At 66.2% G+C, this 16,143-nt stretch carries 12 protein-coding genes; 6 read left to right on the top strand and 6 right to left on the bottom strand.

The window, feature by feature from the left end; genetic code table 11:
• Positions 1-106: 106 nt before the first annotated feature.
• Positions 107-2,314: a choice-of-anchor D domain-containing protein gene (locus FRCN3DRAFT_RS51330; RefSeq protein ID WP_007513502.1), complete on the bottom strand. Its 2,208-nt coding sequence runs from the start codon at positions 2,312-2,314 to the stop codon at positions 107-109.
• 578 nt (positions 2,315-2,892) lie between these two features.
• On the opposite strand from FRCN3DRAFT_RS51330, the gene FRCN3DRAFT_RS0212490 reads away from it, so the two are divergent.
• A complete protein-coding gene (locus FRCN3DRAFT_RS0212490; protein WP_007513507.1) occupies positions 2,893-3,261 on the top strand; it encodes a hypothetical protein in 369 nt (122 codons plus the stop codon).
• A 131-nt stretch (positions 3,262-3,392) separates the two neighbouring features.
• Positions 3,393-3,632: a hypothetical protein gene (locus FRCN3DRAFT_RS51315; protein ID WP_007513509.1), complete on the top strand. Its 240-nt coding sequence runs from the start codon at positions 3,393-3,395 to the stop codon at positions 3,630-3,632.
• A 434-nt stretch (positions 3,633-4,066) separates the two neighbouring features.
• On the opposite strand, the gene FRCN3DRAFT_RS51310 is transcribed toward FRCN3DRAFT_RS51315, so the two are convergent.
• The 4 genes from FRCN3DRAFT_RS51310 to FRCN3DRAFT_RS0212460 all read right to left on the bottom strand — a co-directional run bounded on the left by FRCN3DRAFT_RS51310 (position 4,067) and on the right by FRCN3DRAFT_RS0212460 (position 8,995).
• Complete coding sequence (locus FRCN3DRAFT_RS51310) at positions 4,067-4,810, bottom strand: hypothetical protein (protein ID WP_007513511.1); 744 nt, start codon at positions 4,808-4,810, stop codon at positions 4,067-4,069.
• Positions 4,811-4,833: 23 nt separating this feature from the next.
• Positions 4,834-6,225, bottom strand: coding sequence for a group II intron reverse transcriptase/maturase (gene ltrA, locus FRCN3DRAFT_RS0212470; RefSeq protein ID WP_232794022.1), 1,392 nt, complete (start codon positions 6,223-6,225; stop codon positions 4,834-4,836).
• 588 nt (positions 6,226-6,813) lie between these two features.
• Positions 6,814-6,972, bottom strand: a complete 159-nt coding sequence (locus FRCN3DRAFT_RS52925; RefSeq protein ID WP_198535963.1) for a hypothetical protein — start codon at positions 6,970-6,972, stop codon at positions 6,814-6,816.
• Between the two features lie 439 nt (positions 6,973-7,411).
• Positions 7,412-8,995, bottom strand: coding sequence for a site-specific integrase (locus tag FRCN3DRAFT_RS0212460; protein WP_007513517.1), 1,584 nt, complete (start codon positions 8,993-8,995; stop codon positions 7,412-7,414).
• Between the two features lie 291 nt (positions 8,996-9,286).
• On the opposite strand from FRCN3DRAFT_RS0212460, the gene FRCN3DRAFT_RS49425 reads away from it, so the two are divergent.
• From FRCN3DRAFT_RS49425 to FRCN3DRAFT_RS56090, 4 genes are all read left to right on the top strand, one after another.
• The gene (locus tag FRCN3DRAFT_RS49425; protein WP_051466240.1) at positions 9,287-10,252 is read left to right on the top strand and encodes a hypothetical protein; all 966 of its coding nucleotides are present in this window, start codon (positions 9,287-9,289) and stop codon (positions 10,250-10,252) included.
• Between the two features lie 856 nt (positions 10,253-11,108).
• On the top strand, positions 11,109-13,562 hold the full coding sequence (gene fxsT, locus FRCN3DRAFT_RS0212445) for an FxSxx-COOH system tetratricopeptide repeat protein (protein ID WP_007513523.1): 2,454 nt from the start codon (positions 11,109-11,111) through the stop codon (positions 13,560-13,562).
• 222 nt (positions 13,563-13,784) lie between these two features.
• The gene (locus FRCN3DRAFT_RS56095; RefSeq protein ID WP_007513525.1) at positions 13,785-13,988 is read left to right on the top strand and encodes a hypothetical protein; all 204 of its coding nucleotides are present in this window, start codon (positions 13,785-13,787) and stop codon (positions 13,986-13,988) included.
• A 174-nt stretch (positions 13,989-14,162) separates the two neighbouring features.
• Entirely contained in the window at positions 14,163-14,804 is a 642-nt protein-coding gene (locus FRCN3DRAFT_RS56090) for a hypothetical protein (RefSeq protein WP_007513527.1), read from the top strand.
• A gap of 289 nt (positions 14,805-15,093) precedes the next feature.
• Here the strand turns inward: FRCN3DRAFT_RS56090 and FRCN3DRAFT_RS55015 are convergent, their stop codons facing one another.
• On the bottom strand, positions 15,094-15,417 hold the full coding sequence (locus FRCN3DRAFT_RS55015; protein WP_007513530.1) for a site-specific integrase: 324 nt from the start codon (positions 15,415-15,417) through the stop codon (positions 15,094-15,096).
• Positions 15,418-16,143: the final 726 nt, after the last annotated feature.

Raw genomic sequence — 16,143 nt, 5'->3', positions numbered from 1 at the left:
GGTTTCCGGCCGGCGCAGCGAAGATCCCTCAACGAGAAACTCCCGTCGCAGGCCGATTAGCCGTCCCCGTGCTCGCGGCCTGTCCGACCAACTCCACGTCCTGGAGTCAACCGGTCCGGGGGTCAACCGGCTCCAATCTTGTGCTGAAGCGACGCCTGTCAGCACGCCACTTCCTGGCCAGTTCTCGAACGGAGAGATTCAGGAGATTTTTGAATTTAGGAAGCCATCCAACTCCCGACACGGAAATCCGAAATACGGAAGAAGGTCCAATAGAATTCATGCTGTTTACTGTCACCACGGCCTCCGCCTGCGCGGTACCGGACTTGTGAGGAGTAAAAACAACAGAGATATCCTGACCCTCTCCGGGCCGTAAAATCGTTGGCGGAAGCGCCATGTCGAAACGAAATTGACCGATCGACGGAGATTCGTTTTCAAAGATTGCCGAAATTACCGAGACGCTATACTGCCCGGTGTTGAGTATGCTAACTTCTCGCCGACTAGACGTACCGACCTTGACTGACCCTAGATTGATACTAGTAGGCTCGACGCGAAGGCCTGGGTTTCGGCCCGGCGACGTATCATCGGCTGGAATCGTTCCCGTTCCGGACACGGAAAGTCGCACTGAAGTGGAACGCTCCTCAGCCACTGTTTCGGCGACTGTCGCCACGGCCTCCGAATGCGCTTCACCGGCATGCTGTGGGCAGAACGAAACCGAAATACTCTGACTCTCTCCCGGTGCCACCACCATGCCGGGGAACGCCGTTCCGAACTTAAACTGATCGACGTAGGGTGACTCGCGCTCGACGACCACAGACTTTATTACAACCTCACGCCGTCCGGTATTGAACAGTCGGTAGTTCGTGCGGCATGACGTGCCAACTTCGACCGCACCGAAGTTTATGCTTCCGGGCTCAAGGCGAAGCGTGGAAGCCAGGGGCGGCGCGGCCACAGGTCCCCGCAGGATGATTTCGCATGTCGGATTTGCCGGATCTGTTGTCTGAAGTTTAACTAAGGCCTCTACGACATAGGGAGGGTAAGTCTCGAATCTGGATCCCGCGAGAAAGTTCGGGGGCTTGAACTCTGCAGGTATAGTCACCGTGGATCGAGGTGGCAAAGTGACTCTCGGATTGTTGACTTGGAATAAGGTTGGATGGTCACCAACAATCTCGATATCGATCACATCTAGTCGATCTGGCCCGACATTCTCTAGATTTATGTTGAATTGAACGGACGTGCCAGCCTTTTGCTCAGGTAGCTCAATAAGATTTGCGGAGTCTGCGCCGATACTGCCTGCCACCCTGACCCGCGGCGCCCAGTCCACGTAGTAGTGAGCCTTAAAAACGCTACGATCGTTGGCCGGGTCATTTTTGTCTGCAATGAAATAGCGATTGCCGTCTTCGTCGTAGGTTTCAACCGTGGCTGGAGCGCTGATGGATGCCTCGACAACTATTCCGTCGTCCACCACCTCAATCGACCGTATCTCATCCAACGACCGCTCTGTGCCGTTGAGGATCGCGACCTCTCTAAAACGGACCAAGCTTCGATCCATTTTGAACAACGCAGGAAGCTCGGGCCCTTTGATATGCATGCGAGCATGAGCATCCTCCCGATAGTTTTTTTTGTCGGACAAGATGGCGACGCGCCCTCTTAGGCGGCCATCATTAAATATGCCACCCCTTGCGAAAGTACACTCGTACAAGGGGGCGGCAAGGCACAGCGTTTCTTTCTCTGTTCCGGTAGCCGGGAGCCTCCGCACAGATTTAATCTCCTTCCATTTGAATGGATGAAGCTCCGTCCAGACGCAACCATAATTGGTGACCAGAAGAGGGGAAGGCGGGTTTTCTCGAGACCAATTTCGGAAGAACTTCGTTATCGCACTACCTCGCCAACAGAAGTTCTCATGCTGGTTTTCTATAATCCATCGTCCGGCGACTTCTATTCGGTCGCCCACGGCGAGATTACGCCCATCAACCTTGAACCATTCTTCCTTCCTCTCCTCCGGATAGTATGAGGGGGCCACTCGATTGATCCAATCCGGATTATCGAAGTCGTGATGGTAGCCTTCGACATGTATGCACCCCGGAGGCGATCTAAACGGAGTTGGATTATTCCCGGAAATGGCAATCAGGTGGCGATAGTTGGGGTCAACCTCTAGATCGAATGCGTCCGCCCCGCCGAGCTCCGCACCGATTTGTTTCGGCTCGCGGTGGTCATTCGGGTCTACCGCATCCCTCACGATGCCTCGGACTGTCACATCCTCCATTAACCAGGTCCACTTCGACAACTTCTGTCCCGGTATCATGCGTGCCACCACAGCGCCTCCACAAGCTCCTGCTGGGAATAATGTCCGGCCGCGTTACGTCATCTTGTGGGAGTATGCGACCGAGTCAGGGCCGCTAGCGGACATCCGGATCTTGTAGCAAACTAACGCCATGCGCGTCAGTAGGACGATCAGAAACATGCGATACCGCCTCTGGGTCGAAGTGTTCATATCTATTCTGAGTTGCATCCTCCTCGTTGTCATATTGATCAGCGACAAGTGGATAGAGTACGTTTTTGGTGTCGAACCAGACCGAGGCGATGGTTCGCTCGAATGGGCTATTGCGGCCGTCATGGCCGCATCTGCGGCTATCTTCTCCGTCCTCGCTCGCCGAGAGTTCAGGCGGTCTGCCGAGGCATTTGACTCCTGAAAACTTGACGTGTGCTGCGATTAGGGTGAACCTGGAATCCCCGACCAAGAATTGGGTGAATTCAACTGGTCGTCGCAACGCCTCGATCTGGAGGTGTGTAAGTGGGGCGACGGGCAGGGTGGGCGCAGGCGGTAACGGGGCGGGCGGGGACGCGGTCGCCGGGGCAGCCGCCGGTGGCGCAGCGGGAACACCGGCAGCGGTTATGGGCGGCGGTCGCTGGCGCCCGGGCCCGCTGGGCCACCAGCGACGAGGTCTACGGCAAAGAACCGCCCAGCGCGCCGCCCGCGCGGACCGCCGCCTCGGCTACGTCCTCGCCGTCGCCAAGAACCACATGATCCACACCAGGGCCGGTGAGAAGAAGGCGATCGACCTCGCCGTCACCCTGCCGCACATGGCCTGGAACCGCCTGTCCGCCGGCAAGAGCGCCAAGGGCGGACGCCTCTACGACTGGGCGGTCGTCGAAACGACCGACGGCGACCTGCCCGGCCACCACCACCTGCTCGTCCGCCGCAACATCAGCAACGGCGAGTACGCGTTCTACCGGGCCACAGCCCCGCCCCGGTCTCGCTGACCACGTTCGTCCGGGTCGCGGGGATCCGCTGGGCCGTCGAGGACGACTTCCAGCCGAACAAGGAACTCGCAGCCCTCGACGAGCACCAGGTCCGCCGCTGGACCTCCTGGCACCGTTGGACCCTGGCCGCGATGATCATCTACGCGTTCCTCGCAGTTACCACCGCCACAGCCCGTCAGACCGAGCCCGCCGCCGGGCTGGTCCCGCTGACCGTCAACGAGGTCCGCCACCTGTTCGTCGAGCTCGCCCTACGCCGACCCGCCGCGCCGGACACCTTCGTCCTCGCCTGGTCCTGGTGGAGGCGCCGCCGACAGTTCACCGCCCAAGCCAGCCACTACCGACGCCGGGCTAGAAGACTACAACTCAATTGATCACAAAAGTCTGGTTGGAGTAGCAGTGAGGCTTCGCCTCGGACCGTCGAGGTTCGGGGCTGGTCCGGGTGCCGCGGGCGCGGGTCGCTCGTGGTCGGTGGCGCGTGGACGGCCCCTGTGGGGTCGGGCGTCGGGCCGCCGTGGGTGGGGCAGACCGGTCGCGGGAGATGATGGACATGCCGCCTATGGCATCTCCGTCGTTGGAAGAACACTGCTGCGGGCTTCTCGCTCGGGTTGCTGTGCGCCTTCTTCGATTCGGTGGTGGATCTCGCCGCGCAGCTGGGTAACCAGCCGTCGAGCCGCGGGAGCGGCTGGCCCCCGCCAAACGCGCGCCGAAGGTCACGGAGGCGGCGTGAGCTGCCGGCTGGGCGGGGCTCGGCGATTGATCAGATCCCCCCTCTCGACTCCGGCCCTGGGGCCGAGGGCGTCGATGGCTAGGTGCGGTGGTCGAGTGCGCCGTGGGTGTCGCTGCGGAGCTGGGTGACCAGGCTGCGGGCGGTGGTCGCGCCGACGGCGAGTCGTTTTCTCAGGTTGTCTGCGGAGATCGGTCGTTGGTGCTGTTGCCAGTGCAGTACGTCCTCTGCGCGTGCCCGGTGCAGGAGGTCCTGCCGCCGGGCCTGGTCCTGCCCGGCCGCTGATGGCGTACCCGCTGGGGGAGCGTCGTTCCGTGCTGGCCGGTGGTCAGCTTCGGCGGCCGGATCCGGATGCGGACCGGGTTGGCTGGGTGGTGGGACTGCCTGCTGACCTTCCCCGGCATCTGTCCTGCGGTTCGTCGTCTGCATGGCGTGGAGGAGTCCCGGTCCGACCTCGGACCAGCCGATAAGGAGGAGTGGTCCGACGGCGTCGAAGGCCGCTTTGCCGTAGTGGCCGGCGATAAGGGGTTCGGCGATGTTGAGGGCGAGGGTGACGGTGCTCGCGAAGATGAGCAGTCTCCGCGCCGAGCGCAGGACCTCTACAGGCCCGCCGTTCACGGAGAGTCGCCGGCAGCCGAGAAGCAGACCGACGATCGACAGGTCCACCGCCGGCGCGACGAGTGGTGCGACCCAGATTGGAACACCGAGTCGCAGGCCGAGTGCGAGGACGTTCCCGTCGAGTAGGCCGTGGGCGCGGTGCCGGGATTGCTCTCGGCCCGTTTCCCACGGCCTCTCTCCGCACCCGGCGTGCGCCTTTCGACGCACCGGGCGCTCCATGGTCCCTGCCGTTATGCGGGTTGTGGGGCCCAGGGGGTGGGGATCCGAGTGCCGCGGTAGCGGTACCGGGTGACCGGTATCTTGGCGGTCCGCTTCCACTCGGTGGTACCGGCCCAGTAGTTCAACCACCTCCCGGTGGGGGTGGTATATCGGGCGCGGAACTCCTTCCATCTCCAGCGGTGCCGGGTCATCAGCAGCCGAGCGAGACGCCACCAGACGAAGCTGTCGATGGCACTGAACACGTGCTTCGCCACGGCGTGCTTGAAGTAGCCGGCCCACCCGTGCGTGACCCTGTTGATCCAGGTCAGCAGGTCCTCCAGGCCCTGATGTGATTCCCTGGGAGTCATGGCCCTGATCTTCGCCTTCACCGCCCGGATCGCCCGGTCGGCTACGAAGGTGTAGACGTACCACTTGTCTGTCCCCCTCTTGCGGCGCCGCTGGATGCGGAACCCGAGGAAGTCGAAACCCCGATCCAGATGCGTGACCTGAGTCTTCGCCTCGGACAGGCGCAGCCCCATCGTGGTCAACACCCGGACTACTTCTTCGCGCAGCGTCTGGGCGTCGTGCTCATTCCCGTTGACCAGGACGACGAAGTCGTCCGCGTAGCGGACGAGCCGCCACCTCGGGAGCCCTTTCTTGCGCCGGCCCGCGCGTTTTACCTGGGTCGACTGCGCCCCACCCGGCTGCCACGGCCCGTGCAGATGCTCGTCGAGCACCGACAGGGCAATGTTCGCGAGCAGCGGTGAAAGAATACCGCCTTGGGGAACGCCGGTCCGGGTGTTCTGGGGCTCGCCGAGTTCGGTGAGGATCCCGGCTTTCAGGAACGCCTTGACCAGCGCCAGCACACGCTTGTCCTTGATCCGTTTCCTTACCCGGTCCATCAGCACGCCATGGTTGATCTCGTCGAAACACGCGTGGATGTCCGCGTCCAGCACCCAGCGGTAGCCCTTGGTGCCGAACATGTGGATCTCGGCTATCGCGTCCTGCGCCCGCCGACCCGGCCTGAAGCCATACGATACCGGCAGAAAGTCGGTGTCGAAGATCGGTTCCAGGACCAGTTTCAGCGCGGCCTGGACGACCCTGTCAGCGACTGTGGGAATCCCGAGTCGCCGTATTTTCCCCGCCCCTCCCGGTTTGGGAATCACGCGCTCTCTGACCGGCAGCGGGCGGAAGGTGCCCGCCTTCAGCTGGGAACGCAGGTCGTCCAGGAACCCGGAGACGCCCAGCTGCCGGTCGACGTCGGCGACCGTGAGGCCGTCGACACCAGCAGTCCGGGCGCCCCGGTTACCAGCGACCCGCCGATACGCCACGAGCAGCGTCGCCGGGTCACACACGAAGTTGTACAGGTCATCGAACCGGCGGCCAGGATCAGCCGCCGCCCAACGGTGAAGTTTGGCCTGCATCCCCGATACCCGCGCAGCCGCCACCGTGAGGTCGTGTCCGCGTGGAGCGCCGCCATCCAACGACGCGTCTTCCGGCATTGCAGCATCCTTCCCTTCTCGAAACCACTGTCGCCCTTCCCCATGTGCCGGGCTTTCCCCGGCTCGGAGTACTACGGCGGCTCCGCCCCACCTCGCCGGTCGACGGTCGGTGCGCCTATCCCGACAGCCCGCTGGCTGCGAGCTTGCCCGGGAACCCGGACGAGGCGGTTCCCACGTTCACCATGTTTCGTTTGTCGGAGGAGGAGCCCGACTGTGTCCCAGCGGCATCGCCATGGGTACGCCGCAGACTTTCCCCGTGGCCTCCGGTTCGGCGGTTTCAGACCTCCCCGAAGTTCCCTCACACCCGGGTGGATGCTCGGTGCGCACCGCGACCGGCCCTTATCCACCAGATTTGAGCCGGCTCATTGTTTTAAAGGACGTAGACGTCGGTTCCTCGCGTACTCCTCTCCAACTCGCTCGCCAGGCCCGCACCATCTGGCAGTGCTGACACGTCCTGGCTTTGTCAGGGCTGCTCCCGCCCTTCCCGGCACCACCCGGATCAGGCTGCCCTCAGCTACAATCAACCTGCTGCGACAGGCTAAAAGCGAAGGTCTTCCACCCCCACTCGAAACACAGCGCCTCGTGGCGCACGAACCCGAACAGGAACGTCAACGCGACCACGACGCCGACGACCACGGTCACCAGACGGGCCGAACCGTCCGGAACCACCCAAGATTCTGAACACATGTTCGACTCGGAAGATCTTGTTTCAAGAGGCGCGGTCACGAGACATCACCCCTGGCCAGAACCCGGGTCGCAACCGGACGGACAGAGATTTCGGGGCCAGCAACCAAGATCAAACGGTTCGGATGCTGGTACACATGGTCCACAAGCACGAACCCGCTGCGGTGCAGCGGTTTCTCTGCAGCGATCAAGCCTTCCGAAGATCGCGAAGCGGCCGAGAATGGCATTTCCGGTGCCGAACCGGTGCCGTTGCGACCACAACTAATCCTGGGGCCTGGGCCGGCGGTTACGCATCGTAGCCATGGGTGGGGCGTGCCGGCGGTCTGGCCGGCTGTCCGTTCGTGTACTGCTCATTGATGTGTGCGGGGTGACGGATGATGGTGATGGGCTGTTCACCAGAAGGGTGCTGTCCGCCGGGAGCGTGTCAGAGGCCGATATCGAGTCCGTCGTTGTCCGGCGGGTCCAGAGTATTGCTATCTGGCGAGTCTGAGCTGTTGTCTGGCGACTCGGCGCTGTTGTGGATGTCGTCCCAGCCGGTCGGGCGGTTGGTGCGGGGAACGACGCGTGCGGCGGCTTCGGCGGCCGCACGGTCGGCTTCCTCGAACAGGGTGGTGTAGAGGTCACCGGTGATCTGGATGGAGGCGTGGCCGAGTAGTTCCTGGACGGCCTTCATATCTCGGGTGGCGAAGTAGGTGAGGCTGGCCGCGTTGTGCCGCAGATCATGGAATCGGATAGGTGGCAGTGGTCCGTTCTCGAGCGCCGCGCGAACGGAGGAGACGGGCATGCGATGGCGGTGGGCGAGCTGGTCGAGGTTCCAGCCTCGTTCGGTGTGCTCGCGGCGGATGGTGGTGTAGCGGGCGACGAGTCGGTCGAACCGCTGGCTGACCCCGTCTGGGTTGAGTGCTCGTCCGTCGGGGTGGGTGAAGGCCCTGCCGCTGTCGACCCAGGTCTCGCCGGTGGCGGTCCTTTCCGCGTGCTGGCGGGCCTGCCAGAGCTTCAGGACGGTGACGGTGTCCTGGTCGAGGGTGACGAGCCGGTCGCTGGCCGCGCTTTTCGTCTGCTCGTAGTCGTCGTCCAGGCCGTAGTCGTCGTCCTCGTCGTCGACGCCGGTGTCGTTTTTGAGGAAGTAGGCGGTGGCGGCGGTGAGGTCGACCTCGGGCCAGCAGAGCCCGACGGTCTCACCGCGGCGCGGGCCGCGGTGGGCGACGAGGTGCCACAGCGGGTAGAGCCGGTCGTCGGCGGCGAAGTCGAGGAACGCTCCGGTCTGCGCCGGTGTCCAGACCATGACCGGAGAGGGCAGGCGGCCGGTGCGTTCCCAGGCGGCGACGCGAGGGGCGGTCCACAGCAGCGCCCTACGGCGGCGGGGTGTGGGCCGCTCGGCGTACTGCGCGGGGTTCGCGCGGATCGGGAAACTGGGGCGTTGGACGGCGTCGTTGAGCGCGCTGCTCGCGGTGGCATGGACCCGGGCGATGGTGACGGCGCCGGGTGGGCGGCGCCGGGCCGGGTCGTCCCTGCGGGCTTCGAGCAGTCTGGACAGGAGGAACGACGGGCGCTGCCCTTTGTGATCGCGGCCGATCTGGCGCATCGCCTTGTACAGGTCGTCGAAGTGGTCGTCGCGTAGGTCGGTGAGTTTGAGATGGCCCAGGCCGGGTCTGAGGTAGATCCGGATGTGGGTCTGGTAGCCCCGCCGCGTCGAGGGCGCCAGGTCCGCCTTGTTCGCGATCCACCGGTCGAGGTAGCGGCCGAAGGTGAGGTCCCGGTTGTCGGGCGCGGGGCCGGCGGGGTTCACGGTGGTCAGCGAGTCCGCCAGGGCCTGATCGGCCTCCCGCTCGGTCTCGTAGGGACCGAACGAGACACGCCTGCGCTTCCCACTCGGGCCCGGGGGGACGTCGTGCACGAAATGCCAGCCGCCGTGGTCAGACCGCGCCAACCTGGGACAGCGTTTACCGAGCTCCTTCTTGCTGACCGGGTCCGTGCAGTAGCACCGCTTGAAGACCCTGCCCTTCATGGCGTGTCGCTCCGCGCCGCATGCCGCCGGATCGGGCCTGGAACCGCCTGGTCGTAGCTGCCGTCCCTCGGACCGCTGACAGGGTCGGCCGGACTGTGTGGTGAGGCGTTGTTCATAGACCGGCACGGTCGAAAGCGGTGACATCGCGATCGTCACCGTCACGGCCACCCTCACGGAAATCGCGCCGATTCGGTCACCATGACGGCCCTCGTGCGTTTGTCGCGCTACTTTCCGCCAGAGGGAAAGAGGCATAGCTTCTTTGTGGGTATTGTCCGGTGTATGGTTCGCGGCATGCCTTCCGATGGCGCCGTCAAGTCCCTGCTCCGAATCGAAGTCGAGATCCTCGTCGAGGTGATCGACGAGGATGCGTTTCGTCAGCTGGCTCTCGACGACATTGACGGGCGTATCTATGTCAGCACCGATGACGGCGTGTCGCCCGAGGACGCCGCGCAGGAGGCCCGCGCCCAGGTACGCGCCGATCTCGCGGACGCCCTGATCGAGATCCTGGACCCCGAACTCCTGGTCCACAACATCGATGCCGTCTCGTCTCGCGGCACCACATGCTCGGTGGTGCGGCACGACGGCCATAGCGCGCGAGGAGCCCTGTCCGGCACGGACGACGACGAGCCGTCGCCGGACTTCGGCGCGCTGTTCGCCTGCTGCACCTGTCGACAGGAGTCGTGCGAACGGTGCGCGGGTTTCCAGCTGACGCCGCGGACCGCCGCCGTCCTGTACACGGCTCTGGAGATCCTCTCGGACGAGGCCTACGACGACGTCGAGAGACACGGCGACGACCCCGTCGACGACGGCGACTTCTGGCTGATCTTCGACGCCTACCCAAGGATCACCTACCGGCAGGACGCTGTCTGGCGCCGCCAGGCCGCCCGAACCTTCGACGACCTGGCCGATGACCTCAAGGCCGGCAGGCGGCCCTCCCCTCGCTGCCCGGGCGAGGAGATGGCCCTGCACCTCGCCCTCCACGAGGCCTCCGCCCTCCTCGACGACCCCGACATGATCACCGGAAGTGTCGAGCGGTTCCCCCCGCATCCTGGCGACTACGACTGGGACACCTGCGTGGATGCCATGTTCAAGGACACCGACATCCTTGGCCTGCTCGACCCGTCCAGGGACGGGATGGAGGATCCGGACGACCCGGTGAACCGGGAGCTCGGGATCGGCGACTACCGGCCGTCCGCCTGGTTCCAGACCTTCCGCGCCAGGAAGCCCCGCGACGGGCGACGCCCGTTCCGCCGCTAGGCACCGACGGCCGAATCGCAGGATCGACCCTGAGGCCAGACATGCGTGTTGCTGGTGGAAACGGTTTGGTGGTCAGGCTGTCCAGTCTTGCCAGCTTAGGCCGGCAACCCGGTTGAACTCGGAGGTGTTGGCTGTGACGACGGTGACCCGCGCCGTAAGGCCTGGCCGGCGATCAGCAGGTCGTAGGCGTCGATCGGTCTGCCGTCCTTCTCGAGTACGGCGCGGATCTGGCCGGCGGTCCGGGCGTCTTCGTCGCCGAAGTCCAACAAGTCCAGGCCGCCGGAAAGCGGCACACACAGACAGCCGCCGTTCTCCTGGAACCGGGTGCTCTTCGCCACGCCTTATCAGAGCTCGAAGGCCACGACCGACGACAGCGCAAGCCAGTTACCCGACGCCGCATTGCCTGATACCGATCCCGCACGGCGGCGACCTGTTATGCAGCAACGCGATGACGGCGTTGGCGTCGAGTACACAGGTCACTCGAAGATGTCCTCGTGCACAGGGGTCGGCGGCTGGTCCCTGCCGTCTCCGAACAGCGGTACCTCGGCGAACCAGTCCAGGTCGCAAACCAGGCGTCGACATCCGAGGCGATCGGCTCCAGCAGCCCACCACCCCACCGTGCCGGACACGCACCTGATCACCGAGCAGCCGGGATTCCTTTGGCACGAGGGCGCCAGCAGCGACGTCGCCTAGTACAGGGGGCCTGAAATCTGGCCGAGGATTCGATGAGTAATGCGGCGACCTCCGCAGCCTTCTGTCACTATGGGGGACGTCGAAGATCGTGACTGCGGCGGCTGGCGCGGGCGAACCTATCTCATGCGCCAGTCGCGTGGGTGAGGTCGTAGCGGGGGCGCGGATGGATCGGCGGGGCTTCTTCATTTCGCATGCCGGCGCCGATGAACTGTGGGCGCAATGGATCGGCCAGCAGCTTGTGGGCGCCGGGTTCAGCGTCGAGTTGGACGTATGGGACTGGCAGGCGGGTACGAACGTCGTTGGCGCGATGGCCCGCGCGTTGGAGCGCGCTGACCGGGTGCTCGCGGTCTACTCCCACGCCTACTTCGCCGGAAGGTATTCGCAGGCCGAACATGTAGGCGCCTTCGCCAGCGGCATCGAGGGACGGATCGTGCCGGTGCGGGTCGACGACTGCACGGTGCCAGGGTTGTACGCCTCGTTGAAGCGGATTGAGCTGGCGGACACCGACGAATCGACGGCGCGCGAGCGGCTGCTGTCCGCGATCTCTGGTCCGGTCGGCAGGCCTATCGGGCCGGTGGGCTTCCCCGGTCAGCCGCAGGTGGCGATGGCCGCGGGCGACGCAGAGTTTCCGCACCGGCTGCCGGCGGTGTGGAGCGTTCCGCCACGCAACCCGTTCTTCACCGGCCGGGACGTCCTTCTGACCTCCCTGAATGACCGTTTGCATCGTCGAGGGCGAGATGGGGCTGGCTCAGTGGCGGTTGTGCCGCTCCAGGGCATGGGCGGGGTAGGCAAGACCCAACTTGCGATCGAGTACGCGCACCGTCACGCGAGTGACTACGGGGTGGTCTGGTGGATCAGTGCGGACGACCCGGTCGTCGCTTCCGCCGGGCTGGTGCGTCTCGCCGCGGCCTTGTCGCTCCCGGCGGAGGGGCCCGCCACCGAAGTTCTGAGAGTGCTGTGGGCCAAGCTCGCGGCCCGCGACGACTGGCTGCTGATCTATGACAATGTCGACGACCCATCGAGCGTGGCGGGGCTGCGTCCCCCGCAGAACGGACAGCTGGTGCTGACCAGCCGGGACCCGGCGGCGGGCCGGATGGCTGACCTTGTCGAGATCGCCGAGTTCGACCGCGCCGAGTCCGTCGCGCTGCTGCGCCGCCGCTGCCCGGCGCTGACCGAGGTGCAGGCCGGCGAGGTCTCCGCCGCGGTCGGGGATCTGCCGCTTGCGGTCGAGCAGGCCGGCTGCTTCCTCTTCGACACCGGCCTGGGAGTCGCGGACTATCTGTGCCTGCTCACTGCCCAGCCGGAGCAGGCGGGGCTATCGGACCCGACGATCGAGCAGCATCCGGGTCTCGTCGCGGTGGTTGCCGCGAGTCGCGAACGTCTGCACGTGGCCAGCCCGCTCGCCGCCCACCTGCTCGACCAGTTGGCGTTCTGCGCGCCTGAGCCACTGCCGCTCACTCCCACGCCCGGGTCGGGTGTCAGCGCTGAACCGGGGCGATTCGGAGTCCAGTTCGGCGACATCGCGACCACGGCCACCGTGGTCCGGCACATCGCCCGCCTCGGCCTGGCACGTCACACCGGCACTGTGCTGCACGCGCACCGCCTCGTCCACGGCCTGCTGCGCGCCCGCCTGTCCTCCACCGAGCAGGTTCACGGCCGCCGCTCAGCGCGCAGGCTGATCGCGACCGCGTCCCCAGGCGACCCCGACGACCCGGCGGCCTGGCCTGCCTATGCCGCCCTCACCCCGCATGTCCAGGCGCTCGCCGGAAGCGCCCGTGATGACCCGGCAGATCCGGACGACGTACCAGAACCCTTCTGTGCGCTGCTGCTCGCTGTCACTCGCTATCTGTGGGTTTCTGGGCAGAACCCCGCCGGCCGTCAACTCGCGGATGCCGCGCACCGTTACTGGACCCGCGCTCTCGGCACCGATCACCCGGACACCCTGGCTGCGGCGAACAGCCTCGCGCTCTGCCTGTGGTCCCTGGGCGATCCCGACAGTGCCCGTGTGCTGGAAGAGGACACTCTCGCGCGCCGCCGCCGGGTCTTCGGCGACGACCACCTCGACACTCTGCGTTCAGCGAGCAACCTCGCTGTCTGCTTGCGACTGTCCGGCGATCTCGACGGTGCCCGCCTCCTTGAGGAGGACACACTCGCGCGCCGTCGCCGGGTGCTCGGGCCTGATCACCTCGACACCCTGCGCTCCGCGCACAACCTCGCCGGCTGCCTGTGGTCACTAGGCGACCCGCAAGTCGCCCGTGCTCTCTTCGACGACCTTCGGGTTCGATATCGACGGGTACTCGACGACCGCTTCCACCATCCGCGGTCGACCCACCTCTCCGCGGCGGAGCCGCGACCACTAGGCGAGACGGCAACGCCGCGCAACCTGTTCGAAGACACCCTCGCAAGGCGCCGCCGGGCCCTCGGCATTGATCATCCGGACACGCTGACGTCAGCGCACGACTTCGCGCTCTGCCTATCCGTGGCTGACGGTCCTGACGCCGCCCGAGCCCTGTTCGAAGACACCCTCGTGCGCCGTCGCCAGGCACTCGGCGATGCCCACCCCGACACCCAGGCAACCGCCCGGCAACTCGCCGCCTTGGCCTGCCTCGAGAACTAATGGAGAACCACCATCGACCGCGGCGATCGGTACGTCGCCGCGACGCACGAGCTCGACCGCGCGCCGGCGAAACTTCGGCGGGTGTGGGGCGGGTATGGTCGACCTCCCTGCAGCCGGAGGCCACCTCAGGCGAGGTGTCCGTTCTCAGGGGCCCAACTCACCCAAAGTAGGGCTGCCGTTAAGGACGCTCACGCCGGAGGAGTGTGACCGACGAGTACCTACGTGGGCCGCGGCGGTGGCTCGGTCGACGTGGCGGCCGATCTACCTGCCCTCCACAACGAGCTCCGGGCCCTCGCTCGCGGACGAGGGCTGCGGTCCGCGAACCTCGACGCCAGGACCGGGCCATTGCTGCGCCGCTACGCCGCACTCGACGACCTGTCCGGCGGCCCGCTGCGGTCCCGGCTGGTCGACTGGCTCGGAGAGTAGCTGGCGGCGCTGCCCGAAGACCTACGCCTGGTCACTGGCGTCGCCCTCGGCGTGGACCCGTGAGCCGGCCATCGGCTGTTAACGAAGCGGCTCAGCTGGCTCGCCGTCGACTTCGAGCGGGATCCGCGTGCCCTGCGCCGCCGTGGCCAGAAGGCCTTCCGCCTGCTGGCCGAGATGATCATCGCCGGTGACGGCCAGAACAGCGTTGGTCGGGAGGTACGCCGCCGGGACGTCGCCGTGGCACTGGACCCGACTGGCGGCAGGGGCCGCTGGTACGTGGAGCGGGTGTGGGCGCTGCTGCGGCTCGACGGGCCAACACCCGAGCTGCTCGAGACGCGGAGGATCGTCGTCATCAAGGACGGGCTCTCCGAGGTGGCGCTGTCGATGAGCCTGCCCCGCCCGCCCGACGCGCCGCCCAATCCCCGCGACCTCGGCGTGGAGGTGATGTTCGGCGGCCGGATCTTCCGGGTCGACCGGCGAGGCGACACCCTCTTGTCCCCGGTGCAGAGACTGCCGCGTCCGCTGGGTGCCGAAGAGCGGCACGAGTTCGGATTGGTGTGGCGGGTGCTGCCCGGGCAGCCGATGGTGCGGCACTATGCGATGGTCCCGAAGATCCGCTGCGACGCACTGGACCTGCGGGTACGGTTCCCCACCGGTGCCGACCCCACGGTGCGGAGCCTCGACGGGCTGCCGCTGCGCGCGGTCGAGGACCGCGGCATCGAGCTACCACCCATTCCCGTGGACGGCGCAGGCGAGGCGACCGCCCACTTCACCAACCTCGCTCTGGGCCTGTGCTACGGCCTGCACTGGACGTAGCAGGTGGCGCTGCGGGCGATTGACCAGGCGATCGGGTTGTCCGCTGTCCTACAGGACGCCGGTCATCGGGTTGTCGCGTCACTGGTCGACCTAGCGGATGTGGCCGAGCACGACCCCGGGCTCTTCTCCGACCAACGACCCTGGCGGGCGATCGCGGAGACCGGAGCGCCGGCCTTCGTGGCGGCGGTTGCCCCGCCGGCGCGAAGGCTGTGCGCGCTGTAGGTCTCCTTGCCGGCCAAGTCCGCGCGGATGACGGCGTGGCGGATGCCCTCGCCGGACATCGGCCGGGTCAAGATCCAGCCGCGCCGGTCAATGGCGCGCAGCAGCGGCCCGTCGGTGATGCCGTGCTCGGCGAGCAGCGCCCGCCAGGCGCGGACGGCCCAGACGGAACGGTGTCCGGGTGGGAGCCGTAGGAGAGGGCGACCTCGGCACCGAGCGCATCCTGATCGGTCTTCGAGATACGGACGTAGTCGAGCAAGCCCTCGTCGACCTCAGTGACGTCGGTCAACTCGAGCGCGGCGAGCTCGCCGCGGCGGCCCGTCATCGCCACGCCGAGGACGAGCAGGACGCGGTGGCGCACGCCGAGGGTGGTGTCCGGGCAGGTGGCGACCATTGCGCTCAGCTGGTTGCGGGCGGCCGGCGGGCCTTCTTTACCCGGTCGCCCGCGGCGGCGCGGGCGCAGCGGGCGCCGCGCGGCACGAGTCGGGCGGCCTGCAGGTCGGGCGCCACCAAGCCGCGGCGGCGGTGGGGGTGCGGATCGCCGAGAGGGCCTTGGACGCGGCGATGCCCCCAGGTCGGGTTGTCGGAGCCGGGCGGACCACCAACGTCGGCAACTCGTCATCCACCGGCGGACCGACCCACCCGATGCGGGTAATTCCACGGTCGACGAACCGGACGGCGATGCCAGGCCAGCGGCGGCGTCGGGGTCACCAACCGACACGACGTCCCGAGGCCGCTGCCGGGCCAGCGCGGCCAGGACCGCGCGGTCTGGCCCGGTGAACCGGGGACATCCGACCTGGCGTCGCAGCACTACAACTTCGTGGCGCAGCACCAACAGTTCGGTCGCGCTCGCTACGTCGCCGCGGGTCAGTAGGACGAGCCAGCCGAACACCTGCACCGTGGCCAGATACACCATCGCAGCACCATGAGCCACGATCGCGCGCCATGAGGCCTGGCGGCAAAGCCGCAAGTCAACGGCCCGAAACCGAGTTCAGGCACGATACAGGCCCTCGCATCGCGCACGTGACCTGTCCCGGTTACCTCAGGAAGCCGAATGCCGCGGCGTCCGGGCTGCGGTTATTTCGACACCCGGTGTCATTGTATTTTCGGCACGAGGTGT

The sequence above is a fragment of the Pseudofrankia saprophytica genome, from assembly GCF_000235425.2.
GTDB classification, from domain to species: Bacteria; Actinomycetota; Actinomycetes; order Frankiales; family Frankiaceae; genus Pseudofrankia; species Pseudofrankia saprophytica.
The sequence above is the reverse complement of the archived record's forward strand: the minus strand, read 5'-3'. Positions and strand labels throughout refer to the sequence as shown.